The sequence below is a fragment of the Methanosarcina acetivorans C2A genome, assembly GCF_000007345.1.
GTDB classification, from domain to species: domain Archaea; phylum Halobacteriota; class Methanosarcinia; order Methanosarcinales; family Methanosarcinaceae; genus Methanosarcina; species Methanosarcina acetivorans.
The window spans coordinates 1,633,047-1,658,615 of record NC_003552.1 but is presented as its reverse complement, the minus strand read 5'-3'; the positions used below and the strand labels follow the sequence as shown (position 1 = coordinate 1,658,615).

Sequence of the window (25,569 nt, the reverse complement as noted above, 5' to 3'; positions counted from 1 at the left end):
ACAGGTGTTAGAATGCCGGAGGCTGACTTATCCATTTTAAACAGGGTGTACGATATAATCCTGGACCGAAAAGAGAACTATGACGAAAATTCATATGTCTGCAAACTCCTGAACCACCGCAAAGGTATGAATAAAATCCTTGAGAAAGTGGGAGAGGAATCCATTGAAACCATCCTTGCAGTCAGGAATGAAGACCATAAAGAAATCGTCTCGGAAAGCTCGGATCTGATTTTCCATCTGCTGGTACTGCTCGCCGCAAACAACGTTACCCTTGACGAGATTGCAGGCGAGCTCAGTGCCAGACACGAAAAAATGAAAAGAGACTGAATAAAGAGGTTAAAAATCAGATAAAGCGATTTCAAAAACGATAAAGTCCGAAGAGCGCCCGGGTAATGACCAGAGAGGCTAAAGCGAGGTTTTAAAAGAGGTTGAAAGGGTTTTGAAAAACCCGGGCTTCTGTCCTCCTGTCTAGTGTTCCTCTGGTTAAACTACGGTTTCACTCAGATGACTTCGATTTCAACATAAGGGTCTCGGTTTTAATTAGCTAAGTCTGATTTTGATAAACTGATTGCGGTTTCAATAAAAGGATCCGGTTTCAGTTTGCTAATCCCGAGTTCAATTTGCTGAGCACGAGTTCAATAAACTTATCCAGTTTTAAGACGCGATTTCCGTTTCAATATACAGCAAGTTCGTTCAGAACATCGGTTTTTGACAGGGTCCCCTTGGGAACTCCGTTGATTGTTACAATAAGCCTTCCCACATTATACTTGTGGAAGAGTTTTACCACATCATAGAGCTGCATGTCCCCGTCAACCGTTATCAGCTCTTTTGTCATTATGTCCTTGACCTTGACATTGGGCTTTCCCTGGGCAATGGCGTGTGCAATATCAGTATAGGTAATTATCCCTACGATTTTTCCTTTGTCTTCTACAGGGGCTCCGTGTACGTTATTCCGGATAAAAAGCCTTGTTGCTTCCTGGATACTGGCATTGAGGTTCACAAGCAGCGGAGGATACTTCATATAATGTTTGACATGCTTTTTAGGCAGAGAGATCATTTCTGTGATGTTAAAAAGAATTGAGTTGTTGGTGTCGTCTCTCCCCGTAACTTCCCCCCGGACTATGAGGCGGTTTACGGGGGTTGGCCCTACCTGCAGCTTGTCATCCATTACAAAGTCCTTGATATTACCTATTACCCTTATTACTCCATTACATGCATCGGGATTCCGGACGGTCGTAAAGCTGATTTCTGCAGCTGTTGCCCCGTTAACGATCACATTATTCCTGTAGATTGGAACAACGGATTCGTTTTTCAACTGCTGGATGCGTAAAGCATCATATGCTGCCCCTGTTGGTTTATAACCTCCCTTTGGCCCGGGTACGCCTTCAACCAGCCCAAGAGCCTTTAGTAACTGCATCTGGTTGCGGACCGTACCAGGGTTTCGCTGGATAACTTCGGCAATTTCTTCCCCTTTAATTGCCCTGTCTTTTTGCCGCTGAAGGTTGATTAATGCAATAATAATGTCTTTTTGAATCGGAGTGAGTTCCATACTACCACCATCAATTTCATATACCTTGTATCAGGATGAAATAACATATGTCAAGAATAGTATATACCTTAATTTACCACAATCTTAATTTACCACAATCTTAATTTACCACAATCTTAATTTACCACAATCTTAATTTACCACAATCTTAATTTACCACAATCTTAATTTGCCATAATTAATGATTACAAATACCTAATACAAATTACAATTACAAATATAAATAAAGTCCGGTTCTACTTAAAAATACAGCCTTTTTCCTGCCTGTATTTAAGTCTATTATAATAATTTATAACTGAAACTTCTGATAGAACCAGAATTGTAATCGATTATTGAGCAGTCAACAAACAAATGTAAATTAGACAGTATTTTACATTTCTTGAATATTGCTCCAGATCGAGCTTAATAGAAAGGAACAAGTATAATTTAAAGTTATATTAAAATTTCGTATGCTATGAAGCCCAGAACTTAATTATCTTCCCGGGCAGTTTTCCGGGATTGTACAGGTTTTTGGGCAGAAAAAGCCTAGAGAGAAGCTGTTTAGAGAATCCGAATAAGAAAAGTAAAGAAACTCCGCTCAGGAACTTTTGAAAAACTTTTGCTTACGGAATTTAGATTTTTCTGCTAAACTTCCTCACTCAGAAAAACCTTTATATAGATTAACAGAGCCCCCAGAGGGTTAGAAAATGATGATATTTGAAAAAATTCACACAGTTCCTACTTCCGAGGAGTTAACTAATAAAGCTTTCAAACGGGCAGCAAGAGCAATGTCCGGGAAAACTATTGAGGGGAGGGAAAGCCGGCTCAGAGCTAACGAGTCTATGGTGCTGACGGCTGCAAACATTTTCACGGATAACCTTGCAAACATAGTCCGGCGCTTTCCAAGTTTTGAACAGCTACCCAGATTTTATTATGAACTGACCGATATCCTTGTGGGCGTAGAAAAACTCAAAATGTCTCTGGCCTCCGTAGACTGGGCAAGCAGGAAGATCCATGAGGTGGCAAGAAGCTATGTAGGAAAAATGCGGGATGCAGATACTCCCGATCCTGTCAGGAAAGAAGCCTTCGGAAGGCTTGCCTCCATAATCAAGTCCATCAATAAGGACCTACTCTTTCTGAATGAAGCCAGAAACATCCTCAGGAAACTCCCTGATGTTCAGGACGAACCCACAATTGTAATTGCGGGCTACCCAAACGTAGGAAAATCAAGTTTTGTTTCGAAAATTACCGGAGCAAGCCCGGAAATAGCCCCATATCCCTTCACAACAAAAGGAGTAACAATCGGCCACTTCATACGGGACGGAATCCGTTATCAGGTCATGGATACCCCCGGGCTCCTTGACCGTCCGATGGCTGAGAGAAACGATATCGAACGCCAGGCAATCACAGCAATCCACTTCCTGGATGCGGTTGTAATGTTCATTATGGACCCGAGTGAGAGTTGCGGATATGAGATTGAAGACCAGAAACGCCTGCTTGCCGAAATCAGGGAAAACTTTGACCTACCCCTGCTCGTGGTTGCCAACAAAGCCGATAGGCCGGAGTTCAGGAAAATGGATGAGATCGAGCTGAACATCTCCACAATTACCGGAGAAGGAATCGAAGAAGTAATGGACAGGCTTCTGGAAATGATTGAAGAAAAGCGCCTTCGGGCTTCAGAAGAGCCCTCAACGGAAGAACCGGATGAGGAGTCCACGCTCTGATTCCTTATCTGGCTTTTATTTGAATATCTTCATTTGAATATCTTTTTGCCTCTGACTCCTTATCTGACTTTTATTCAAAGTATCTTTTATTTAGAGTATCCTGAGCTGCATCAGCAGGGCAAGGACAATGAGTATCAGCCCTGTTATCAGCCTTATCTCCACCCTTCTTTTTTCACGGAATTCGGTGACTTTTTTAGGGCTCAACCCGAAGGACAGTAAAAGACCAAGGCACATTACAGGGAGCAGAAGGCCAAAGTTGTAGATCCCCATGTAGGCTATTCCTCTTATAATATCGGTTTTTACTGCCAGCATACTCAGGATTGAGAGATAGATTGCCCCTACGCAGGGAGCCTTGACCAGAGAAAACATACTCCCTGCGAGAAAGGACAGAAGCAGGAGGTTTTTTTCACCCATACGGCTCATAAAGTCCTTCAGGGATTTCGGAGTCTTGAAGGTCGACTTTGCATGTGTTCTAAGCCAATAAGCATCATAAATGTGCCAGAACCCAAGCAAGGCGGTCAGCAGGATCGTAATCGCCGTAAAATGGCTCCGGAATTCAGGCAGGAAACTGACAGTACTCAAAATGCTTATTCCTGCAAACATGTACATGGTGAAAATGCCCGCAGAAAAGCCCAGGGTGATTTTGAGCATCTCTTTTCTACCTCCTGTCTGAGCAAGAGTGACAGAAGCCAGAAAAGCCATTACTGCAAGCAGGCAAGGGTTAAAACCTGCAAGGATGCCCGCTATCAGGATTAAAAAAGGGCTCATTTTCTCAAGGTGCTTATTGTTTCCATCTCTGCTTCCTGTGAGGGGATCCGAGGACTCAGGGATGAAAAGCAGGGCAGGGGGTTCGATGGTTTCCAGCAGGAGAACTTCTATTGAGTTTGAGATTTCGTAAAAATAGCCATTTGACCCGTTTGCCGTTGGGATGAACGAACCGGAAGCAGGGCTCAGTAACAAAAAAATAGACATGAATGCAAGAGTTCCTTTAGTTACAGACATAAGGCACATAGCTCTCTCTTTCGCACCTCTCTTCAGAAGCTATTTTTGTGAAAACACACAAAAATTCTCCTTCAGATGACACATACTTTTTGACATAGACAACTTTCAACGCATAATTTTCAATGGACAGAAACGTTCCGGCAACATCACCGGGAAAAAGGTCATTGCAAAATAATATAGATAGCAGGCTGCGGAACAGTTGCAATAAGCACATTTCTTCATATCAGGGTATCGGGATGCCCCAATATAAATATTCCCAAAGTTTACAGTGTTATTCCGGGAACAGGAGAAAGGAATGAAAATAGTAGTAGAAGAAAAAAGAGTAGAAGAAAATACTCCCTTCTGACCGATTGTTTATCTACTCTTGTCACCAAAGCATTGTTGGTGGCACTAATGGTCGTTAAAATCCCAAAAGAATATCTCTCAACTTTTAATCGCCAATTACAGACACAACTTTACAATGAACTGATGCAGGATTATTCCTTTCCTCGTGCTGTCTGCAGATCGCTGTCTGAACTCTTCATTTCCTATATTGATCTATATTTCAGCAGCCAGCGCAAAGAAAGCCAAGTTATCTTCCATGGAGTTTCCAAAGACGTTCCTCCTGGCGTACCAGTTGACGAAATGAATCTGGTTTCTGTCAGTATCACCATCTATGACCCTGAAGACTGCAAAGTTAAGAACCAGCGAGAGCTGCTGGATAAACGGATCATGCGCATAAGTAATGAAGCACACACTCAGGGCGCTTTGCTCACCCAGGCTGGCATAGCAATTCTTCTGGGAGAGAGTACAAAGACAATTTCACGACATATAGAAGCGCTGGAAGAGAATGGGGAACTGGTGCCAACCAGAGGAAAATGGAAGGATATAGGTCCCGGAGTAAGCCACAAAAAACGGATTCTGGAGCTATATCTTAAAGGGTATGAATATACCGAGATTGAGAGAAAGACCCAACATAGTGGCGAAGCCATAATGCGTTATGTAAAGGATTTTGCAAGAATTATGGTGCTGACGGAAGAGGGATTCGAAGATGAAGAACTCAGGATCATAACAGGGCTTTCTGAAAAAACAATTCAGGAATACAAAGAGCTGATTGAGACTTATTCTACCGAGGAACATCAGGAACGTTTAGACCAGCTTCATAGCATTTTTGGAAAAAAAGAGACCAGCAGAACGAACACGGAAACAGGTCCAAAAAACAGTTCGGGGAGATGGAGCAGATGAAAGTACCGTCAATGATTGAAACAAAGGTAACAGGCTCCCTGAAAGGTTCAGTTCTGGATCTGATACAGAATGATTACCAGTTTATTGCAGGTGACAAAATTCAGGAAATGTTTGCCAATGATCTTGTGGAAGTGGTGAGGAAATCTTATAGAGAGCCATGGAAACTGGAAGTTGGACAGATTTTGTGGTATGGAGCAAAGGCTTCAGAGAAACCAAATTATGGTAAAAACAGTAAGAAAACACCATTAACACCAATTGTTTTGACCCTGATTTCCAAAGATGACCTGGAGATGAAGAAGGAAGGGTATTCAGATAGAGAAATTATGGAAACAAAAGTAGTTAGGATCTTTAAAGAGGCATATAACAGGGAGCACTGCTAACACATTCTGATATGGCATATCTGCTAAATGTTTCCACGGGTACGGTAAGCAAACAGGCAAAGGAGTACATGCAAAGAACAGGCGAGATATTGCCAACAAGAGGGATCATACATGATATTGGTAGAGCAGTCACTCACAAGAGGATTATACTAAACTTGTACAAAAAAGGATATCAAACACCGGATATTGCAAGAATGACAAATCACACGCAGGAAGCGTGTGATAGGTACATAAAAGCATACAAAAAGGTAGAAAAGCTTAGCAAAACGATGAAAAGTGAGGAAATTGCACAAATTCTGGGAATGGGAAAATCCCTAGTAGAAGAATACATAAGAATTTTAAATGAGGAGGAATGACTGATGGGCGAAACAAACTACGGCATGTGTGGGCGCCTACCGGTCAAATGGGAGTTTAGAAAAAGAAAAAGGAACAGGGAACAAAAAAGAATAGAAGAATAAAAGACAGGGGTAGGGAATAAAAAAGAATAGAGGAATTAGAGGAGTAAAAGCAGAGTAACAAAAAAAGAATACAGGAATAAAAGAAGTGAAACTAGAATAGCAAAAAAGAACAAAGTAATAAAAAAGTAAAAACGGAACAAAAGAAACCAAGCAGGAAAAAAGAAGAGAAAAGAGAAAGAAAAAAGTCTTTCTCCCTAAAAAGTCTCAGAGCACTTTTTCCATAATGGCAAGGGATTTTTCAATATCTTTCATTGAGGCTGCATAGGAAATTCTTATATAGCCGTCACCTTCGCTTCCGAAGGCTGTTCCCGGGACAACTACAACCCCGTTTGAGATCATTTTAGAGGCGACCTCAGCTGAGTTTTCAACTTTCGGAAAGGCGTAAAAAGCCCCTTTCGGAAAAGCACACTCCATTCCCAGCTCATTGAGCCCTTTTACGAGTAAGTCCCTGCGTTTTCGGAACTCTTCACGCATTGCATTGACCGAGTCTTTCGGGCCGGTAACTGCGGCATAGGCAGCCTTCTGAGCAATTGAATTTGCACAGGCCTGTATGTACTGGTGGACTTTGTTCATCTGGGCTATGTACTCTTTCCTGGCTGCAAGATATCCGAGCCTCCAGCCTGTCATGGAATAGCTTTTTGAGGTAGCGTTTATAGTGACCACATTATCCGAATAGCTGGCAGGGCTTACGTGTTCGCCTTCATAGATGAAGTACTCGTAGACCTCGTCAGAAATGATGGTTATGTTATGGTCATCTGCAATCTCGGCAAGGGCTTTGATATCTGCCCTGCTTGAGACCGCACCTGTAGGGTTGGATGGAGAGTTAAGGATAAGGGCTTTTGTCTTAGGAGTTATTCTCTCGAGGACAGCGTCCGGCTTCATGGTAAGGTCTTCTGCCAGGGGAACGCTTACCACCTTTCCGTTCAGGATCTCAGTCAGGGCGTTGTAGGACACAAAGCCGGGGTTTGAGATCAGAACTTCATCTCCGACATTAAGGAGGGCTGCAAGGGCAATGGTAAGAGCTTCAGATGCGCCTGAGGTTACAATTATTTCCTGAGGAGAAACAGAAAAACCATTTTCCTCCAGGAATTTCTGGCTCAGGGCTTCTCTCAGTTCAGGGATTCCCGGGCCTACGGTATAACCCGTAAAACCTTCATTTATGGCTTCGATTGCTGCGGTTTTTATGTGTACCGGGGTATCGAAGTCAGGCTGTCCGAGCCCAAGGTTGATGGCATTTGAACCTGCAGCTTCGAAAATCTTTCTGATCCCGGAAGTATCTATCCGGGATACGTTTTCTGAAAAACTGATTTCCTTCAAGTTACACCCTCCTTATGTCCCTGCAATAAATTACATCCTTTAAAATCCTGCTTATTTTAAGCAACCTAATCCGTTTATTCAGACGTTTATTTTAAAGCCATTATCCAATGCTAAGTCCGTTATTCAATATTTGTGTGCCTGGACTTGAGTTCTGCTTCCGAAGCACCTGTAAGCGTAATCAGCTGGGCAATTACCGAGTCAAGGAAGACAAGGGAAGTGATTTCAAAAGCAGTGCCCAGTGGAGGCAAATTCTTGTAATCTCCCCTCATATTTTTTTCAAGGGAGCCCCCTGCATCATGATCATTTTTGGTCTTGCTCGGAAGGACCATAGTTATATCAGAAATTTTACCAAGTGATGAATCTTTCTTGGAAGTGACAGTTATGAGAGTTGAACCGATCTCCTTTACTATTCTTCCGAGATTTGCTATGGAACGGGTTTCTCCTGACCCTGAAATAGCAATAACGACATCTTGAGGATGGACTGCAGGGGTTGTGGTCTCACCAACGACATAAACACTAAATCCGAGATGCATCAGCCTCATTGCGAAAGCCTTGGCAACAAGCCCGGAACGCCCGGCACCCATTACAAATACCCTCTCCCCCTCCATTATTTTTTGAAGCATGCTTTCTATAGCCTGACAGTCAAGCATCTTGACAACATCACTGAGATTGTCTACCATAAGTTCCATTGATAAAATTACATCTTTACAGTCATTTACCTGATCTTTTTTCATAGAAGTTCTCCAAAAAGTATTGAGTTGAGTTCTCAATAGATAACAGAAAATAATAAGTGCTTAACTTTCAATTTACTTACTTTTATCGGATAACTGATACTAATCTCAAAATACCGGCGAAGATCCTGAGACTATGTGTGCTGTATCTTGAAACTATAAAGTAATGTAAATAATTATCGTAGATACATACCGTATTTACCATATCTACCGTAAGTACGGAATGTAAAACTGAATTTAGTTTCTGAAATCCTGCCAGATAACTTTTTTTCGCTTTCTTAAACTTATTGGTAAGGATTTCAGGATAAATTTCTGGAAGCTTCCGTCTATCCTGTTCTTGCCGAAAGTTTATCGGTTTGTTTGCGGCTCAGTTTTATAATTAATAGCTTTTAGTTCCCAGCTGTCAATATTGTTACTGAACTCCTTATAGAGCCGCTGGATGTCACAATCACTCCCGTTCCAGTAGAAGTCCTTACGTACCTCTCCTTTCTGGAGTTCTTCAAGTACGAACCGGGAAAGATGGAAGAGGGCTTTTTTGTTGGAAAAAGGAATACTATAGTTTACACGATAGCCGCCGGCGGTTTTACCATAGGAAACCAGTATGTACCCTTTGCTTTCATACTCCGTAATCTCATCAAAATCGCAGATGATTTCAAACTCGTGAACAGTAGATGGATCTACCTTTGAGATTCCTATGAGTACCTGCGCTATAATATAATCAGGAACCTTTCGTCCAAACCATACTGCAATTTTTCCGTAGGTACAGACTACGTTAACGTCGTTCCTGCCCATCTCAAAGGAGCCTAGGGACTGAGGAGGGGATATTTTTGCTTCCAGGTCTTGGTGGGTCTTCTGGGCACACATCGTTTCCACTTCGTTTTACTTACTTGCAGAGACAAGTGCACTGATCAGATTCCTGTCCTTTTTAAGGGTTTTGAGCTGGTTTGCGGGCCCTATCACCGTAAGTCTCTTGCTGTTTTGTTTTTTGAATAACTTACCCAGCAAAGAGGATTCTGCGTTTGCAGGGTAGCTTTGCATCTCTATTCCTGAAAACACGTCCGGTTGAATTGCTGACATTGTCATCTCAATGAGTTTTGCTTCCTCCATTGGGTTAAGCCCTTTTTCAAGTACAAGGATTTTGCCCTTCCGCACCTCGTCGATTATGTACCGGACTTTTTCCATAGAAGCCATCTGAGAAATCCTGGCTTCGGATATAAGATCAAGTTGGATTCCCTGCATTTTGATCACCCGAACTGCTTGGCCAGAGCTTCATAGAATGAGTCCATTCCCATTCCTTCAAGTGCCGAGACTGGTACCATGGGGTGTTGAGGGAAGGCTTCCTTTATGACTCCTGGGTCCGCATCAGGAAGGTCTACTTTGTTTGCTACGATGAGAAGCGGCAGGTTTCTGGCTTCCATATTCCCTATCACAGTTACGTTAACCTGAGTATAGGGGTTTTCTGTGGAATCCATCACCAGTATGACCCCATCAAGATCATCCAGCCATTTGACAGCTTCAATTACGCCTTCTGTAGCTTCTTTTGACCTTTTCTTTGACTCAGAGTCACTCATTCCTTGTTCCATGAAGTCATGGAAGTCGATCTTTGTTGCAAGTCCGGGGGTATCCACAATATCAAGGCTGATAGTATGCCCGTTAGTTTCGATGATGAGCCCGTTCCTTCTTTTTGCATGTCTGGTTTCGTGGGCGATATGTGAAACTGAGCCCATTGTTTCCTCGCTTCCGACCCAGTCCCGGAGAATGCGATTGCTAAGGGTTGTCTTGCCGGCATTGGGGGGACCGTAGATACCTATGCATGCTCCTTTTTTCTTGAACAGCTTGTTAAATATTTTTGAAAAGCTTACCTTAAATCGTTTTATCATATTCATGGCTTCCCTCCATTGGGAAAAGCATAACACCAAAGGATTTCTCGGATTGCTTTCCTTTATAGATTTACTGGTGTTTTCGTGACCTTTTTATTTAATTGATCCTTGCATATAAATAATTTCTATTTGTTAAGCCGAGGGAATCAGAGAAATTGGAGATACTGACATCTCCTTTCTGACATACCTGGAATAAATAGCAAACCTTGCATCTCATGTGAGAATAGAAAGTACCTCCGTGAAATAACACCAGAATATAAATAAATTACTTCTTATCGCCTGACTCCCGGACATATTTAACAAAAAACTTTTTTGTAAAGAAGAACTTCGTTATGTCGTTAACTCTCTTCATTTTCTATTGAATTTTTATGTTTGTACTGATGTTCTGTACTTTCCTTTATATTTTTTCCTATTTTTATTCATCATATCTTAAAAATATAAATGGTTTTTATCCAATGAAGGAACTAGCAAATTTGCCTTCATTTTTAGTTTCCCTATCCCTTTTGCTACCGTACTCCGAAAAACCTGAGCTGCTGAACCTTAGATCTTGGCCAGACTCACCGCATTCATACATTAACTGCTGTTCCGTCACTCTGCACATTTTTCTTTTGACCCTCCTGAAACTTCTCAGGAAAAGTCCCTCCGGGTGCTCCGTTACTGGAATCTGGGGCAGTTTTAACAGGCAGAGATATTAAAAGCTGATTGCTTGCCCTCGTTTCAAGAGCGTAGTTATATATTTAGGTTATTTATTCAAATAAAGATACTTTTATTACCAAATAGAATACTTCAGCCTCTTGACATTGAAAAAAGGATTATTTCGTTTAATTCAGGGCAAAAAAGAAGTTTATTCATAAAAAGGGAAAGCTATTTATTTCTATATGTATCGGCCTTTTTTAAATCCTATTTATTTCTTTTTGGGAGGCGCCGCCAGACAAAAACGGATTTTCTACCTGGCGGGCAGGTGACGGAAGTCCTGCAGTACAGAAAAACTAAAGCTTCCACATTTGAGGTCCGAAAATTAAGACTCTGAATAAGATCACCAAAAGAACATCCTGATTCTAAGGGACTCCAACTTTTCCCGATAGCCTCACTTGTCTTTTACCGCGGAATTTATGGCTATCTCGGCTATGTTGGAGCCAAGGTCTCCTATTCTGGAGAGGCTATCCACTATCATCCCGAGGGAGATCATGGTTTCATGGGACTCAAGTTTGAGAATGGAAGCATGAAGTTCCTTTACACGCAGGCGCATACCATCTATACTGTCTATTGCCTGGTTTGCAAGAGAGGTGTCAGCATTGTAGAGGGCGTCTACTGCCTGCTGAACAAGTTCCATGTAGGTATTGCTGAGGTTCTCTATGACTTCCATTACATCTTCCCTGACCGGCTCCTGCATTTTAGAGGCAACGTTTGCAATCCTCTGTGAATGATCTGCTATTCTTTCTATAGGGCTTGCAGCCATTCTGAAATCATGGTATTCCTCAATACTAGTTTCCGAGGAATCGGGCATTCTTCCGCCACAGAGCACAGAACGGAACTGTTTGGAAATCAAAAGACACAACCTGTCGACCTCATCATCTCTCTGACTTACATCGAGAGCAAGATCATGGTCAACATTTTTGAGGGCTCGTATGGCATCCTTTTGCATAGAGCCTGCAATCAGGAACATCCGGTGTATACCTTTTTTAATGTGGAGTTCATTGGGATTAAGAAGGTCCTGAATGACCACGCAGTTTGAGCTTTCCTCAATGATTTCAGGGCCTATGAGCTTGTAACAGACCTTCCGAATAACCTGTTTCTGCTCGGCAAGTATCCTTTTTGAGATAAACTCCATCCTGTCATAGCCATAGAGGTATGCAGCAATGATATCCCTTTCCAGGGCTCTTGCCTCATAGCCTGTCACATCGATCCTTTTCTTTTTGATCGTGCGCCCTTCCAGAATAGGATCAATTAACAGTTTTCCGTCTGGCTGAGCCTGAATGGATACTCTCGTCCCTGTTTCAATTCCTACTTTTTCAGCCCACTGTTTAGGGAGAGAAATTATATAAGTGGACCCACCCGTCTGCTGCACTTTTCTGGTCTCTATATGGATTCCCCGTTTTTGGTTGCTCAGGCCAAGCCTGGAAGTTAGAGGATGCTCACTTCATATTTAAAGTATTTATTAGTGTGTAGATAACGACTTAATATATATACAATTTGGCTTTACTATTTATATTCGGGGGCTTCTTTCTTTTCTGCAGAGAAATTCCGGAACCCTGTTATAAAGTTTAGCTGCCCGGAATAGAGGTGTTTTATCCCGAAATTATTTCGCGCTAAATATGTCGGTTGTAATCCCTTATCTTTTGTGAAACTTAATGGAAAAAAGATACGTTGGATCATTGCTCAAAAATCGAAAGGTGAATCTACCTCGACGATAGCTGAGATCCAGGGGATCTCAGCCCGTCGAGTTCAGCAGATCTACAAAGAATACGTTGAAACTGGTCAGCTTCCTCAAGTTGGCATTAATCTTGGAAGACCAAAGAACCCCTTATCCTCCTCTGATCAGGAATTGATTGACCAAACTTACTCTGATTATAAGTTTGGAGCCTGTTACCTTGAGATTCTCATCGAAGGCAAATATAATCGTAAGATATCTCATAACAGAATCCATAACTACCTACTTAGCATGGACCTTGCCAAGGAAAACCGAAAAAAGAAACAGAGAAGAAAATGGTGTAGATACGAACGCGAACACAGCATGTCTGCTGCACACATCGATTGGCATGAGAATCCCCTGTTAGGACTGCAAGTCTGTGCCATTCTTGATGATTCATCAAGAATGATAATTGCAGGTGGAGAGTACGTTCATTGCAACACGGAGAACACCATTAAAGTGATTGATGAACTTGTCAAAGAGTACTGGGACATATACCCTTTAAGAGAGCTCATTATGGATCATGGAAGTGAATTCGGGGCTCACAGGATTAATAAGGATGGTTCATGGGATAGTGACTTTAAAAGATGCATTGAAGAACTTGGAATCAAACCAATACTTGCAAGGGTAAGACATCCTCAGACAAACGGAAAAATAGAGAAATGGTTCGATACATATCAAAGGTTTAGAGGAGAGTTTGAATCATTTGAAGAATTCGTACAGTGGTATAACAAGAGGCCACATGGAGCTTTGAAACTTGAACAGTTAGAATCGCCACAGGAAGCATTCTGGAATAGATTACCAGTTGAGGCAAAGTTCAGAATAGGAGTGAGATTGTTTGGGTGGTGAAAACATGGACAAGAGGAAAAAAGTTTCAAAGCGAAATTATTTCAGGACAAAACATCCCGGAATAGAGGTAAAAAATATTAAAGAACAGAGCATTCTGAACTTGATGACATTTGAAGGGCATGCCTGCGCTTTCGGAGCAGGAACCATAATAAACGCTATAGCTACCTGGAAAGGTGCAGCATTCGGGGTAGACTTAAAAACCTTTGCAGAGGTGTCCCTCTTCGAGGGAAAATCGGGCATTAAAGGCTCAATAGAGGGGACGCCTGAAGGAGACACTCGCCTTATAGAGCACTGCGTAGAACTCGTCCTTGAGCGGTTCGGGCTCGAACTCGAAGGAACGATAATAACGGGAAGTGAAATCCCTCTTGCAGGAGGACTAAAAAGCAGTAGTGCTGCAGCAAACGCTTCAGTCCTTGCTACCCTCCGGGCAGTTGGTGAGATCCTGCCTCCCCTTGAGATAGTAAAACTGGGCGTAAGAGCTGCAAAAGAAGTGGGAGTTACGGTAACAGGAGCTTTTGACGATGCTTGTGCTTCTTTTTTAGGCGGGATTGTTGTTACCGATAACCGAAAAATGGAACTGGTTCGGCGGGAAGAAGCCGACTCAAAAGTCCTGATATTTGCTCCCTCAAAAAAGGCTTTCAGTGCGGACACAAATGTGAAGCGTTCCCGATTGATTGCCCCATATGTGGAAATGGCATACGAGCTTGCCCTCAAAGGGGAGTACGAACGCGCAATGACACTTAACGGCTTTCTCTACTGCGGAGCCCTTGGTTTTGATACGGAATACATGCTAAAGGCTCTGGAATGCGGGGTAACTGGAGTCAGCCTTTCCGGAACCGGCCCTTCCTATGCAGCCCTGGTGAAGGCAGAGCAGGTAAAAGAGCTTAAATCTGCCTGGGAAAGCTGCGGTATGGAAGGAAAGGTCATAGAGACCAGTATAAATAACAGAGATGCAATATCTTTTAAAGGGAGGGGTTCTCTTGAGTGAACTTGAAGCTGTCCGCAAAGAAATAGAGGAGATTGACAGGGAAATCCTTTCCCTCATTGATAAAAGAGTCAACCTTGCCGAGAGAGTTCTTGAATCAAAAAGAATAAATGGGACTTCCATAAATGACCGTAAGCAAAACGAGGTTGTAATTAACAGGGCATTAAACACTGCGACCGAACTCAACCTTGATGTAGGATCGATAAAGGAAATATTTGAAATTCTGATCCGGATGAGTATCGAACGCCAGAACGAATTAAGTGGAAAGGGAAGCCTGCCCTGACTTGCCTCAAAGGAGCAAAAAATGGTCGACATCTCACTGATTATGGGCTCTGAGTCCGACAGATCAATCGCCAACCGCGCGGTAGCTGTACTTGAAAAGAGCAAATATACTTACGAAGTAATGGTTATCTCTGCCCACAGAAACCCCGAAGAACTTGATAGCTATATTTCAGGCTCGGATGCAAAAGTCTTTATCACTATAGCCGGTCTATCGGCAGCTCTCCCGGGGGTTGTTGCTTCCAGAACAAAAAAACCTGTAATAGGTGTACCCGTAAGCGCAAAACTCGGCGGGCTTGATGCCCTTCTCTCCATAGCCCAGATGCCCCCGGGAGTACCTGTTGGAAGCGTGGGGATCGACAATGGAGCAAACGGCGCATATCTTGCCCTGAGAATTCTGGATTTAATCGAAAACCCTTAATGAGAGAGAATTCGAATTTTAAGCTGGTACTGCAGGAATCCGATTCCTGAAACTTATTTTTTCGCATTTTCCATATTGATTCATACTCTGGTTTTCCACCTTTTGGAGTTGATCCCACCTGCATATAGAGGATCTTTTAAACAACTCTTTTTGAACAGGTCTTATAAGCTCTTATGAGCAGATCTTAATAAGTGAAAACAAACATGAAACTCTGAAATGGATTAAAAGGGAAATAGAAAAACAGAATGAAAAAGAGGTATGGATATCAGTAATTTGTGTTGGGGGGATAGGGCATCTGAGTAATGGGAATGTGGGGATATAGGGGGTAAAAGAGTCGGCTGAGGTTTACAGCGAGAAAAGATTTTTTTCTTCTCAGATGCCCTATTTAACAAATATAAACAATAATATATAAAAACACAGGTATACTGCTGAATTTCAGGACATTTTTGCAGTACCGATATTTTTCACGGTAGAGTTGCGCCACCCGAATTGCGCCTCGGGAGTACGCGGTCCGTTTCACTCGCTTCGCTCGCTCAAGCGGACTACTTGATGGGTTTTTACAGTTAGTTTCGCTAAAGAGGAAGAAATTCAGATTTTCTTCCCCATACAATGTTATTCGCTGTACTGTGTCGTTCTTGTCCCGCTCAACGCAGGAGAGCGGTTCTTCCGCAAATAAGAAGAAAAAAGTACAAAAAAAGAAGTAAAATGGGAAAGTGGTAAAACAAAGGCTTCTGAAAACATTTTTGAGTCCGGAAAAGAGCACAACAGGTCAAAGCGATGAAAATTTTGGTATTATTTTTCTTTCAAATCTGTTTTTTGCTTTTTTCTTCTGAAAAGGGATGCCAGACAGGCTGGTGGAGGCTCTTGTCTTTACCTGTGATTTGAAAAGCGGTTGTCGGAGTTAAGAGCAGTTTTCTCCTTCTGAACCAGAGGACATTTCTTCGGTATACTTTCCCTCTGAATTGCAACAGCGTTTTGCTGGTTATTTTTTATCTGACAGGCCGGCAGGGCCCAGCCCCTTGCAGCGCAGGTAGAGAAAAAAGGAAAATTATCACCTGGATTCCGGAATAGATAAAGCAGCTAATCAAAGATCATTGAAAAAAGAGATATAGAAAAATATAAAAAAAGAAAAAAAATAAAAGAATGTGGCATGAACAGGCACCTAGTTTGGGAAATCTGATCCGGGAAATATCTGGAGAAGGGATCTTCCTGTAGAACACAGTTCCTCAGATGCCAGTTGAATAATATACCTCCACATATATAAAAGTAATGTCATATTGTGGAGTTGTGATTAACGCCAGTCGGCTAAATAGAAAAAATGCATAAAAAATAAAAAAACAGTCTTCTGTATTGGATATAGCTCACAACTGCTATTCAATAAGACGAAAATAAGTTTACCGGATGGTTTCCAGATATTCGCAGAACCCCTAACTGCAGAAGTTAACAAGAACAGGGAAGCCCGAATGCAGGAATGAGACTGCTCCGGGCATCTGCCTTTATGAGAAAACAGTTTCTTGTGAAAAATCAGGTTTTATCGACCAGTCTTGCATCCAGGATCTTTAAAGTGCCTGTATCGCCTTCCCACTCGATCTCACTTTTCACAATTTCTATGCGCTTTTTGAAAAAAGGAGCATCAAGAACTACTGTTTCGTATTCGCCTCCTTCTCCTGCCATGTGGACCATGTACCTTCGGTTCAGGGCTTTGAGGTTTTCAATTGAATTCACATTAATAGGGCGACCAAGCCAGGAGCTGTCAAGGCCCTCGGCTGCAACCCGGACAATCCTTATATCGAGAACTTTTGCCATCTCGTTCAGGAGTTCTTCAGGATCCCTGTGCCAGAGAGGGGCATAGACTTTAAGCCCGAGGGAATCGCAGATCTTCTGCACCCGGCTCGCCTGGTACTGTGATTCAATAGCGCCTACAGACACCCCATCCACATTTACCCTCTTTAGAGCAAGAGTAAGGTCGTCCAGCTCGAGTTCCTTGATTCCGCTGGACTCCTGCTGGATCAGCGGGATTTCACTGGCGGCAGAGATCAGTTCGACCATATGGAGGTTGATTGAGTGGTACATGTAGGAGTCGTCCCTTGCAGGAATAATATTGATGAGGTGGGTGACCTCGTGCCCTTCTTCAAGGGCTTTGTGGATGGCAAAGACCGAGTCCTTGCCGCCAGAAATCAGTGCTGCGAGTTTCATCTGCATCCTCTTCCGTAATTCTATTTTTTGTACTTCCAGGTTGTAATTCGCGGAGTATAGTTCTTAAGTCATTATATAATATTTCATATGCTTTTCTCATTTCAGCCTGCTTCTACGAGCTTTTATAACCTCAGCTCTCTACTTCCAGTTTTCCGAAGCTGGCTTCATAGCGGGATTTCATCTCTTCCCAGGTTGGAAGGCTGGTCTGGCAGCCCCGGGACTGTACCGCAAAGGACGCTACAGTTGATCCTATTTTTCCGCATGTGGGAAGGGAATACTCCCGGGTGTAGGCGAGCAGAAAACCTGCCCTGTAAGCATCTCCTGCTCCGGTAGGGTCTACGGCCTTTACAGAAACTACAGGAATTTTCCATTCTTCATTGCCGGTGTAAATTCTGCTGCCTTCTGCATCATATGTTATAACAATGACCTCAATCATAGCCCTGAGTTCGGAGAAGCTTTTCCCGGTCATCTCCGAAACCCGCTTAATTTCGTGCCGGTTTGCAAAGAGGATATCCGTGTGGGCAAGGATTGTCTCGAGTTTTTCTTGTGAGTAAGTCACCAGATCCTGTCCCGGATCAAACGAGACAAAACCGGCAATTTGCGCGATCTTTGCATTGTAGATGCAGTCTGCTGTTGCCAGGTGTGCAAAATCTACGGGTTCAGGCTCAAGCTCTTTGAACTTTGAGGACGCTCCCCAGTAAAAATAGGTGGTCTGGTTGTCTTCCCTGTCCGTGAAAATGAAAGCCTTGGAAAGTTTCAGGGCTTCAATGCTGTAAAGGCGGGAGAGGTCAACGTGTGCGTCCTTAAGAAGTTGCTCATATCCCGAACTCGAAAAATCCATTCCGACAGGAGACATCAGCTGGCTTTTTCCTCCTAGCTTTGCAATGGCAACTGCAATATTTGCAGCCCCTCCGCCAGGATATTCTTCATAGTCAATTACAGGGGAAGACTCGTTTTTTCCTGCTATATTTTCAACATCGATGATGTAATCAAGGGCAGTATGCCCCACTACGGAAATAATTCTGTCCATGCAGTTTCCTCTTTTTTACGGGTCTGGAGGGTCCCGGAGTTTTGGGGATAGAATATATTGTTAAAAGTTAAGTAAAATGAAAACTCAGGAAAAGATAAAATTACTGATTTATCCATTTCTGCCGTGACAGGTGCTTCATTTTTTAGCCATAGGTACTGAGATCCTGGCTACAGAAGAGCTATCTTATTAGAAAACGTACAGGCACGCCTTCCTCTGCCCCGACATATTAACAGGAAGGAAAAGACTTTATTTTTTCGCCTTTCCTTTCTGCTGCTGGTCGCCTTTCTCGCCTGACCTTTCGAATTCCGTAACCTCGACAACTGTCAACGGGATATCGCGGAGAGACTTGCCTATGACGGATTTTGCGATCCTTTCCGCATGTTCCGCAGATTCGGCGTCAAAAACCTTCATTTCAAAAATAAGCCCTACAAGCGCGGTATTTGCCGCTATGAAAACACTGCTAAAAGGTTCACCGCATGCCGGGCAGGACGTAGATCCCACATCAACCTCTACAAAATCCAGTTTGGGGTTCAGGCGCTTTCCAGCCTCAGAAATCGCAACCCCTATTGCATCATCAGCCGTTTTTACATCTCTAACCAACCAAGCTGCTTCAAGTACCACATGAAAGTTCTTCATAATTTATCCACCGCAGTTATTCAATATACATAATAAGGAATATTCCCGGAGCAGGGAAAAGTCTTACAAAATCTAAAGAATAGAGCAAAGTACATCAATTATTCAGGACATCAATTATTCAGGCTTCGAATAAGCGTTTGTATTTATAAACTTTACTTATTATATGGTTTATCAGTTTAAGCTATTAAATTTCCAACTTTCAGTTATAAGTCTTAACTTTCTACTTTAAGTGTTCCTAACTTTTAGCCCCTAATTTTGGCGTCTATTTTTTAGTCTTAGTTTTAGCGATTATTTTTAAGCTTTTGATTTTGGTATCTATTTTTCAGTTTTCATGATTCTGGTTTCTGTTTTTCAGCTTTATATTTGCATTTTTCAGCTTTATATTTGCATTTTTCAGCTTTATGTTTAGCTTTTATATTTTATTAGTAACGTTTTAACCCTTCAGTTTTCGTTTTCAGGATGTTTACTTTCTATTCCTGAAGCTATGTAAGTATTCCTATATTTCCTATTTTCTTTGATTTTTCAATTCCAGCTGTTTCTTTCAAGTTCTGGTTCCTTCAGAGTCCTGGTTCTTTCAGAGCTCCTGTCCCTTAAAAGGCTCATATCGTAAAAAGAGTCTCATCGTCCACAGCAAAAACCCCGAGTTTTGCTCCGGCATCAAGCCAGGCGTGCCCATAACTGAAAGAAGTCAGGGCATTCACAGGGTCCCCATTCTCAAGAAAGTAGATTCCGTCCTTATAGTAGGCTTCTGCCATTGTGTAGTAGTCCTCTGCTACTGCACGCATATGGGAGTTAGGGATCGGAGCATACTTTGCTTTCTGAAGAGCCCTTTTCAACATATCCTCGTATCGGTTGACCTTTTCATTCAAATCGGCAGGCATCTTGACCACCTGAGAAATCATTCAGCAATGGTTACTCCATCGATTTTTGATTTTATCCTGTTTATTTATCGGAAAATTATTTGACCTTACTCCGTCTCTTCCATGATTTTCCCAGGCCCGGCTGCAAGTTTCACAAGAGCTTCAGCTTCTAGGAAATGCAGTTTTCCGGGAACCACGAGGATATGAAGAGGATTTCCAAAATCGAAGTCCTTCAGGCTTTCTGCGTAGTCAGCTTTCACCACGGGTTTTTCCGAGCCGGCTCTTGCGATTCCTACAGCAACAGCCCTCTCCATTATCCCTTCTCCTCTTCGCTTCTCAACCTCGAGCAGGAGTTCAAGCGCATGGTTGGCGGTCATATACCCTTTATCTTTATCGATGTCCAGAAAGATCATGGTGTGGAGGCCAAGTTCGGAGTTCTGTTTTATGGTGTCATAAGGAGTTTCCGAAATAATTATGGCTCCTCTACGGCTTTCATAAGGATATGGGATACTTGCGGATTTTCCGAAGCGGTAGTTCTGAAGCCCGGTAAGCCCCGAGACAGCCGAAGCGATGGAAGCCCCATGAATCAGGTGGGTTTCTATGCCGAGCTTTTCTGCCCTGAGGCGCAGGTCAACATGGGTTGTGGAGACCATTGTGTCCCCGCCTGTGAGGAAGGCGACATTTTTGTCTTTTGCTTTATCCAGCCAGTCGGGCTGTTGTTCTACGTCTTCCCTTGAGAGTAGATGGACTTTCTTTCCATAGAGCTTTTCCATTTTTTCAGGGTTTGTTCCCATGAGGCAGGAAGTATAAAATTCCGCGTATACAAGGTCAGCTTCCCGGACAGCCTCAAGTCCTTTTAAGGAAATATCGTATTCGTCAAAAAGGCCCAGCCCTATAAATGTGAGCATACCCCGCTTTAGGAGTTTATTGGTTTAAAGCTTTTGGCGCCACAGGCTTATTCAAAGAATCTATGGATTTATTTTATGATTTGCGGAGACGCTCAACGTATTTATATCTATAAATTAATAATAGGGATGAAGTTTACATTCATATTTTTTGGAGGTATTTTTTTATGGCAAAGGTTACGCTAATTCACGCTACCTGGTGCACGGCATGTCCGGCAACACGCAGGTTCTGGAAAGACCTTAAAACGGAATACGATTTTGAGTACGAGGAAATTGACGTCGAAAACCCCGAAGGCCAGGCTCTTATCGAGAAGCACGGCATAGTCGGCGTCCCTACAACTCTGATCGATGGAGAGCCTGCATTTACGGGTCTTCCTAAAAAAGCCGATGCTATAGCCCGCATTACCCGAAGGTAAGTTAAAACTTTATTTTTTGAACTCATTTTTGTTTTCGGGAGGAAATATGTACGACCTGATAATCATAGGAGGGGGGCCTGCAGGGCTTGCAGCGGGAATTTACGCCGTACGTTTCGGGCTTGACACCCTCGTTCTGGAGAAAAGTGAGATCAGCGGTCAGATCTCCATGTCAGATATTGTAGAAAACTATCCTGGCTTTCCGTCAATTTCCGGACTTGAATTGATGGAAAAATATAGAACCCACGCTCAGGAAGTCGGGGTTAAGACTAAAATTACGGAAGTTCTCTCGGTCCGTACCGAAGGGGCAAAAAAAATAGTCTCGACAGATAGTGGAGACCTTGAAGCAAAAACCTTAATTATTGCCACAGGCGCAAATCCAAAGCACCTGGGCGTGCCCGGAGAGAAGGAATTTATCAGCAAGGGGGTCTCCTACTGCGCAATCTGCGATGGGCCTTTTTTCAAAAACAAAACTGTAGTTGTGGTAGGAGGCGGCAACTCCGCTGTCACGGATGCTCTTCTTCTTTCAAAGGTTGCCCAGAACGTATATCTTATCCACAGGCGGGACCGTTTGAAAGCCGCAAAAGTCCTTCAGGACCGGGCGCTTGCAACTCCGAACATCGAGTTCATCCTCAATACTCTTGTCCAGGAAATAGCAGGGAGCCGGGAGGGGGTCAAGAAGGTCGAGAAGGTTATCCTGCAAGATCTCAACAGCAAAGAATCAAGAGAACTTTCGACCAATGGGGTTTTCATCTACGTGGGCATCCAGCCGAATACCGAATTCGTTAATGTGGAAAAGAATAATGAAGGCTTCATCATAACCAACCGCTGGATGGAAACCTCGGAAAAGGGGATTTATGCCGCAGGTGACTGCCGCGACACCCCGATCTGGCAACTTGTAGCAGCAGTGAGAGACGGAGCAATAGCAGCCACGGCTGCGAACGAATATATTGAAAGCCTGAAATAAAGAACGCATCTGAAGAGCTCAAAACAGAACCTGTTCAGGAAAAAACATTTAGGAAGCAGGTTGAATGCAAAATCCGGAAATTTGCTTCTCTGACCGGAACGACCTCAAATTGCGGTTATTCCGGTTAATACTTCTTCTCAATGGTTCCTGCCAATTCTTAAAATAGGATGGTCCCATCAAATCTTCTAATTCTAATTATGATCAAATCTTCTAATTATAGTTAAAGTTCATGTCAAAATCGCACAGTCGGCACTATTCAGGCAAAATTGAAAAAGGATAAGATTGCCCTCTATCCCTGACCTTTGCTCGATTCGGACTCACGCATTCAGGAATTCGCTTTAAAATTTATTCCAGCATTTGATTAATTTTATTGTAAAAATCTATAATCAATCTTGTCGCGTCGCTTTCCATATTCAGCTGGAAGGTCCGGATTTGCTTTCCAAGAGGTTTTTCAATGACAATTCCCGACTCTATTAGCGGGGTAATAACCCTTGATACACTGGAGTGAGACAAACCGGTTTCTTCAGCTATCCCCGATAGGTAGGTTGACTCGTTCTGGTGCCCGATCAGGTTTTTAAGCACGGTCATTTGTGCAGTTTTTCCAAAGATTTTTTCAAGCGGATCCATTTCTATCATCTCAGAGGTGGCTGTTCTCCGTAAGTGATTCTGATTTCCAATATTAACTTGTTATTTACGGTTATAAACTTATCTCCGAATTGGGTAGTCAGGCGATTCATATGAAATCTTCTAAATATTTGGATAACTCCGCTCTCTCCCGCTTTACTGTGTATATTTTTAGTGATGTTTTTCATTTTAATTTTTGAGAAATGTTTAATACCTAAGAAAATATATACTGTATGAGGTGGAGGGAAATGCATAACATCAATCTTGACCGTGAAATTTTAAAGCTTATTGAAGAACAGCCTGAGATCAGTGAAAGTGAGATTGCACGCACTCTTTCTATTTCGGAAGAGCTAGTAAAACTACGGATTTCAAACCTTCATGATATCAGAGAAAAAATCCTGATTATGGGGAACGGGAACAATGTTCACAATAACCTTCAGAAGGTTCTTGAAGCCGAAAACTATAATGTTGTCAGTGCTTCGGACAACTTTTCAGCTATTGAAACAGTAAATGAGGAAAAACCAGACCTTGTACTACTTGATACGGTTTATCTGGAAACAGATGGTTTTGAAATCTGCAGACAGCTTAAAGACAGCCCAAGGTACTGGTGGATCCCTATTATGATGCTGAGTGAGAGGAATAAAACGGAAGATGGTATTAAAGCCTTTGACTCAGGAGCTGACGACTACATTACTATGCCTTTCAATCCTCTGGAATTGAAGGCAAGAGTGGGAATGATCCTGAGACGTAGTCGGATTTGAAAATGGAATAAGTTTTCTTTCAAATAAGCAAGAGTACTCCATAAGGGAATCAGACACTTGAAAGGTGGAATTTCTTTTTTTCTCTTTTCAAGTTCTGCAAAGTCTGACAGGCTACCCCTGGATTTAAAATTTTTCAGATTGTCGGAGGATATCTTAAGATATTTATTCATATACTTCTTGAGATGTCCTCTTTAGCAATCTCCAAAAAATATGTCCACTAATCATGTTAATTACTTATAGTAAAAATTTTTTATGAAAAATACTAAAAAAATTAAATTTTAAAGTTTTTGAGATATACTTACGTTAGCTTCTAATTATTTTAACGAAGATTTTCCATTACAATCTGTAATATAGCTTTTTAAAAATGAATAGTTTCATTAAAAATATAGCTTCTTTAAAATTACATTTCCTGGCAAAACCAAATTTATCTGCAAAAATCAGATTTTCCATAGAAAACTACATAACTTTATTGAAAGTTCCCTCAGAAATATGCCGCGACTCAGAGATTGGAGTCTCCAGATCTCCAGACATGCAGCAAGCCAGAATCAGCTTCTTCTTATCCGGAAGATATCTGCCTGGATTTTACTTATTTACTTTTCGGGCAGAACTCCTTGGTGGAAGCAGAAAATGACCCATAGAAAGATAAGTTGAGCATAAAAAGTATAGATAATTTATATTTTAACCAATTAATATAAAAATCGATTGACTCGTCAGATAATATTTCAACCATTTGCTAAAAATCGACTTTGCCCCGGATTCGATTTTAAAAACTCTATTTTTAAAATAATAATGTATATGAATATTTCAAAATGTTTAAAAAAGAATAAAACGTAAATTATTATGCGTAACTGTTTATCCGTCCTTATTTTTGATAAGGAACGAAAGTACAAAACCGGCTTAATGCTCTAAAGGCATATAATATTGTTGTTCAAGGTAGATGTGGTAAACTGGTGGAAAAACGCAGCTCAAAAAAAAGGTGTGGTAAATTATGACTTCGAATGAATGGTATAGTAAAGGCGTTGCACTCCAAGAACTAAAAAGGTATAAAGAAGCTCTGGATGCATACAACAAAGCTCTGGAAATAAGCCCTGACAATCCAAAAATCCTGTTTAACAAAGGGCTTGTCCTCAAAAGCCTCATGAGGTACGATGAAGCTCTTGATGCTTTTGAAAAGGCACTTGAGATCAACCCCACTGATGCTAAAACCTGGTGCTTCAAAGCTGAGCTTCTCCTTGGAATCATGAAGTATGAAGAAGCTTTGGATGCATTTTACCGGGCTGTATCCCTGGCCCCTGAAGATCCTGAAGTATGGTACAGGCGGGGAATGGCTCTAAGGGAGATGCGAGCATATGAAGATGCGATGGACGACCTTGAGAAAGCTATTCAGCTCTATTCAAAGAACTACGACATCAGCTCCATGAGTGCAAGCGAATGGTGCAAGAAAGGAATGGGGCTTTGCAAAATAAAGAGCTATCAGGAAGCTCTTGATGCTTTCAACAGGGCACTCGAGTTAAACCCAACTAACGGAAAAGCCCTTTACAACAAAGGAGTGGCTCTGCGCTGGCTTGGGAAAAACGAAGAAGCAAAATTATATCTTGAGAAAGCCGTGGAGGTTTTTGACGGCAAGATCAAAGCAAATCCCGAGAACGCAAGGTTCTGGTACAACAAGGGAATCGCCCTGAGAGATCTTGAGAGATACAAAGAAGCTCTGGAAGCTTTCGAAAAAGCCATTGATATCAACCCGAGCTTTACAAAAGCATGGATTGGCAAGGGAATAGTATACGACAGAGTAAAGAAACACCAGAAAGCAATGGAAGCTTACGAAAGGGCAGTCGATATAAATCCCTTATATTCAGACCTGGTTTAAGCAGCCCTTATAGGAAGATCTTTCCAGAGAAATAAAAGATATCTATGCAAGCCTGAAAAAGCCGTTAGCCGGAAAAACTCATTCAGGAATCGAGAGGTATAGCGGCTGAAATTATCTTTTTC

General features: G+C 42.2%; 26 protein-coding genes and 1 pseudogene. 13 read left to right on the top strand and 14 right to left on the bottom strand.

What is annotated here, in order from left to right; genetic code table 11:
* Positions 1 to 12 precede the first annotated feature (12 nt).
* A complete protein-coding gene (gene hisE, locus MA_RS07215; RefSeq protein WP_011021409.1) occupies positions 13 to 327 on the top strand; it encodes a phosphoribosyl-ATP diphosphatase in 315 nt (104 codons plus the stop codon).
* A gap of 346 nt (positions 328 to 673) precedes the next feature.
* On the opposite strand, the gene MA_RS07210 is transcribed toward hisE, so the two are convergent.
* Positions 674 to 1,549: a CBS domain-containing protein gene (locus MA_RS07210; protein ID WP_011021408.1), complete on the bottom strand. Its 876-nt coding sequence runs from the start codon at positions 1,547 to 1,549 to the stop codon at positions 674 to 676.
* Between the two features lie 686 nt (positions 1,550 to 2,235).
* On the opposite strand from MA_RS07210, the gene MA_RS07205 reads away from it, so the two are divergent.
* Positions 2,236 to 3,252: an NOG1 family protein gene (locus MA_RS07205; protein ID WP_011021407.1), complete on the top strand. Its 1,017-nt coding sequence runs from the start codon at positions 2,236 to 2,238 to the stop codon at positions 3,250 to 3,252.
* A gap of 90 nt (positions 3,253 to 3,342) precedes the next feature.
* Here the strand turns inward: MA_RS07205 and MA_RS07200 are convergent, their stop codons facing one another.
* Positions 3,343 to 4,254 carry a cytochrome c biogenesis CcdA family protein gene (locus MA_RS07200; RefSeq protein ID WP_226990787.1) on the bottom strand — a complete coding sequence of 304 codons (912 nt, stop codon included), beginning with the start codon at positions 4,252 to 4,254 and terminating at the stop codon, positions 3,343 to 3,345.
* A gap of 393 nt (positions 4,255 to 4,647) precedes the next feature.
* On the opposite strand from MA_RS07200, the gene MA_RS07195 reads away from it, so the two are divergent.
* Together MA_RS07195 and MA_RS29760 are read left to right on the top strand one after the other, a co-directional pair.
* Entirely contained in the window at positions 4,648 to 5,478 is an 831-nt protein-coding gene (locus tag MA_RS07195) for a DUF1670 domain-containing protein (protein ID WP_052279128.1), read from the top strand.
* Positions 5,466 to 6,214: pseudogene (locus tag MA_RS29760) on the top strand (DUF1670 domain-containing protein). The gene MA_RS07195 and the pseudogene MA_RS29760 overlap by 13 nt, the downstream one beginning before the upstream one ends.
* A gap of 306 nt (positions 6,215 to 6,520) precedes the next feature.
* On the opposite strand, the gene MA_RS07185 reads toward MA_RS29760, so the two are convergent.
* From MA_RS07185 to MA_RS07160, 6 genes are all read right to left on the bottom strand, one after another.
* Positions 6,521 to 7,633, bottom strand: a complete 1,113-nt coding sequence (locus tag MA_RS07185) for a pyridoxal phosphate-dependent aminotransferase (protein ID WP_011021402.1) — start codon at positions 7,631 to 7,633, stop codon at positions 6,521 to 6,523.
* Positions 7,634 to 7,752: 119 nt separating this feature from the next.
* Entirely contained in the window at positions 7,753 to 8,367 is a 615-nt protein-coding gene (gene hxlB, locus MA_RS07180; RefSeq protein WP_048065105.1) for a 6-phospho-3-hexuloisomerase, read from the bottom strand.
* 345 nt (positions 8,368 to 8,712) lie between these two features.
* Positions 8,713 to 9,228 (bottom strand): hypothetical protein, encoded by a 516-nt coding sequence (locus tag MA_RS07175; RefSeq protein WP_048065104.1) that lies wholly within the window; start codon positions 9,226 to 9,228, stop codon positions 8,713 to 8,715.
* Positions 9,229 to 9,243: 15 nt separating this feature from the next.
* A complete protein-coding gene (locus MA_RS07170; protein ID WP_011021399.1) occupies positions 9,244 to 9,603 on the bottom strand; it encodes a DUF2073 domain-containing protein in 360 nt (119 codons plus the stop codon).
* Positions 9,604 to 9,608: 5 nt separating this feature from the next.
* Positions 9,609 to 10,250: an Era-like GTP-binding protein gene (locus tag MA_RS07165; protein WP_011021398.1), complete on the bottom strand. Its 642-nt coding sequence runs from the start codon at positions 10,248 to 10,250 to the stop codon at positions 9,609 to 9,611.
* Between the two features lie 1,081 nt (positions 10,251 to 11,331).
* Positions 11,332 to 12,312, bottom strand: a complete 981-nt coding sequence (locus MA_RS07160; protein ID WP_011021397.1) for a phosphate uptake regulator PhoU — start codon at positions 12,310 to 12,312, stop codon at positions 11,332 to 11,334.
* Between the two features lie 273 nt (positions 12,313 to 12,585).
* Between MA_RS07160 and MA_RS07155 the strand changes: the two genes are divergently transcribed.
* The 4 genes from MA_RS07155 to MA_RS07140 all read left to right on the top strand — a co-directional run bounded on the left by MA_RS07155 (position 12,586) and on the right by MA_RS07140 (position 15,188).
* Positions 12,586 to 13,503, top strand: a complete 918-nt coding sequence (locus MA_RS07155) for an IS481-like element ISMac4 family transposase (protein ID WP_011020628.1) — start codon at positions 12,586 to 12,588, stop codon at positions 13,501 to 13,503.
* 103 nt (positions 13,504 to 13,606) lie between these two features.
* Positions 13,607 to 14,491 carry a shikimate kinase gene (locus MA_RS07150; RefSeq protein ID WP_011021396.1) on the top strand — a complete coding sequence of 295 codons (885 nt, stop codon included), beginning with the start codon at positions 13,607 to 13,609 and terminating at the stop codon, positions 14,489 to 14,491.
* Positions 14,484 to 14,771: a chorismate mutase gene (locus MA_RS07145; protein WP_011021395.1), complete on the top strand. Its 288-nt coding sequence runs from the start codon at positions 14,484 to 14,486 to the stop codon at positions 14,769 to 14,771. Before MA_RS07150 ends, MA_RS07145 begins: the two co-directional genes overlap by 8 nt.
* Before the next feature lie 21 nt (positions 14,772 to 14,792).
* The gene (locus tag MA_RS07140) at positions 14,793 to 15,188 is read left to right on the top strand and encodes a 5-(carboxyamino)imidazole ribonucleotide mutase (protein WP_011021394.1); all 396 of its coding nucleotides are present in this window, start codon (positions 14,793 to 14,795) and stop codon (positions 15,186 to 15,188) included.
* 1,524 nt (positions 15,189 to 16,712) lie between these two features.
* On the opposite strand, the gene MA_RS07135 is transcribed toward MA_RS07140, so the two are convergent.
* The 5 genes from MA_RS07135 to dph5 form a co-directional block, all read right to left on the bottom strand.
* On the bottom strand, positions 16,713 to 17,384 hold the full coding sequence (locus tag MA_RS07135) for a diphthine--ammonia ligase (protein ID WP_048066212.1): 672 nt from the start codon (positions 17,382 to 17,384) through the stop codon (positions 16,713 to 16,715).
* Between the two features lie 130 nt (positions 17,385 to 17,514).
* A complete protein-coding gene (locus MA_RS07130) occupies positions 17,515 to 18,414 on the bottom strand; it encodes a carbohydrate kinase family protein (RefSeq protein ID WP_011021391.1) in 900 nt (299 codons plus the stop codon).
* A 246-nt stretch (positions 18,415 to 18,660) separates the two neighbouring features.
* Positions 18,661 to 19,050 (bottom strand): DUF555 domain-containing protein, encoded by a 390-nt coding sequence (locus tag MA_RS07125; RefSeq protein ID WP_011021390.1) that lies wholly within the window; start codon positions 19,048 to 19,050, stop codon positions 18,661 to 18,663.
* 599 nt (positions 19,051 to 19,649) lie between these two features.
* Positions 19,650 to 19,931: a DUF357 domain-containing protein gene (locus tag MA_RS07120; protein WP_048066211.1), complete on the bottom strand. Its 282-nt coding sequence runs from the start codon at positions 19,929 to 19,931 to the stop codon at positions 19,650 to 19,652.
* 86 nt (positions 19,932 to 20,017) lie between these two features.
* Complete coding sequence (gene dph5 / locus MA_RS07115) at positions 20,018 to 20,818, bottom strand: diphthine synthase (protein WP_011021388.1); 801 nt, start codon at positions 20,816 to 20,818, stop codon at positions 20,018 to 20,020.
* Positions 20,819 to 20,982: 164 nt separating this feature from the next.
* On the opposite strand from dph5, the gene MA_RS07110 reads away from it, so the two are divergent.
* Positions 20,983 to 21,231 carry a glutaredoxin family protein gene (locus tag MA_RS07110; protein WP_011021387.1) on the top strand — a complete coding sequence of 83 codons (249 nt, stop codon included), beginning with the start codon at positions 20,983 to 20,985 and terminating at the stop codon, positions 21,229 to 21,231.
* Positions 21,232 to 21,277: 46 nt separating this feature from the next.
* Complete coding sequence (trxB, locus tag MA_RS07105; RefSeq protein WP_048065103.1) at positions 21,278 to 22,195, top strand: thioredoxin-disulfide reductase; 918 nt, start codon at positions 21,278 to 21,280, stop codon at positions 22,193 to 22,195.
* A gap of 345 nt (positions 22,196 to 22,540) precedes the next feature.
* Here the strand turns inward: trxB and MA_RS07100 are convergent, their stop codons facing one another.
* Positions 22,541 to 22,822 carry a MarR family transcriptional regulator gene (locus tag MA_RS07100; RefSeq protein ID WP_048066210.1) on the bottom strand — a complete coding sequence of 94 codons (282 nt, stop codon included), beginning with the start codon at positions 22,820 to 22,822 and terminating at the stop codon, positions 22,541 to 22,543.
* A 245-nt stretch (positions 22,823 to 23,067) separates the two neighbouring features.
* Between MA_RS07100 and MA_RS07090 the strand changes: the two genes are divergently transcribed.
* The 3 genes from MA_RS07090 to MA_RS07085 all read left to right on the top strand — a co-directional run bounded on the left by MA_RS07090 (position 23,068) and on the right by MA_RS07085 (position 25,447).
* Positions 23,068 to 23,580, top strand: coding sequence for a response regulator (locus tag MA_RS07090; protein WP_048065101.1), 513 nt, complete (start codon positions 23,068 to 23,070; stop codon positions 23,578 to 23,580).
* 364 nt (positions 23,581 to 23,944) lie between these two features.
* On the top strand, positions 23,945 to 24,211 hold the full coding sequence (locus MA_RS26675; protein WP_011021383.1) for a hypothetical protein: 267 nt from the start codon (positions 23,945 to 23,947) through the stop codon (positions 24,209 to 24,211).
* A gap of 357 nt (positions 24,212 to 24,568) precedes the next feature.
* The gene (locus MA_RS07085) at positions 24,569 to 25,447 is read left to right on the top strand and encodes a tetratricopeptide repeat protein (RefSeq protein ID WP_011021382.1); all 879 of its coding nucleotides are present in this window, start codon (positions 24,569 to 24,571) and stop codon (positions 25,445 to 25,447) included.
* Positions 25,448 to 25,569 lie beyond the last annotated feature (122 nt).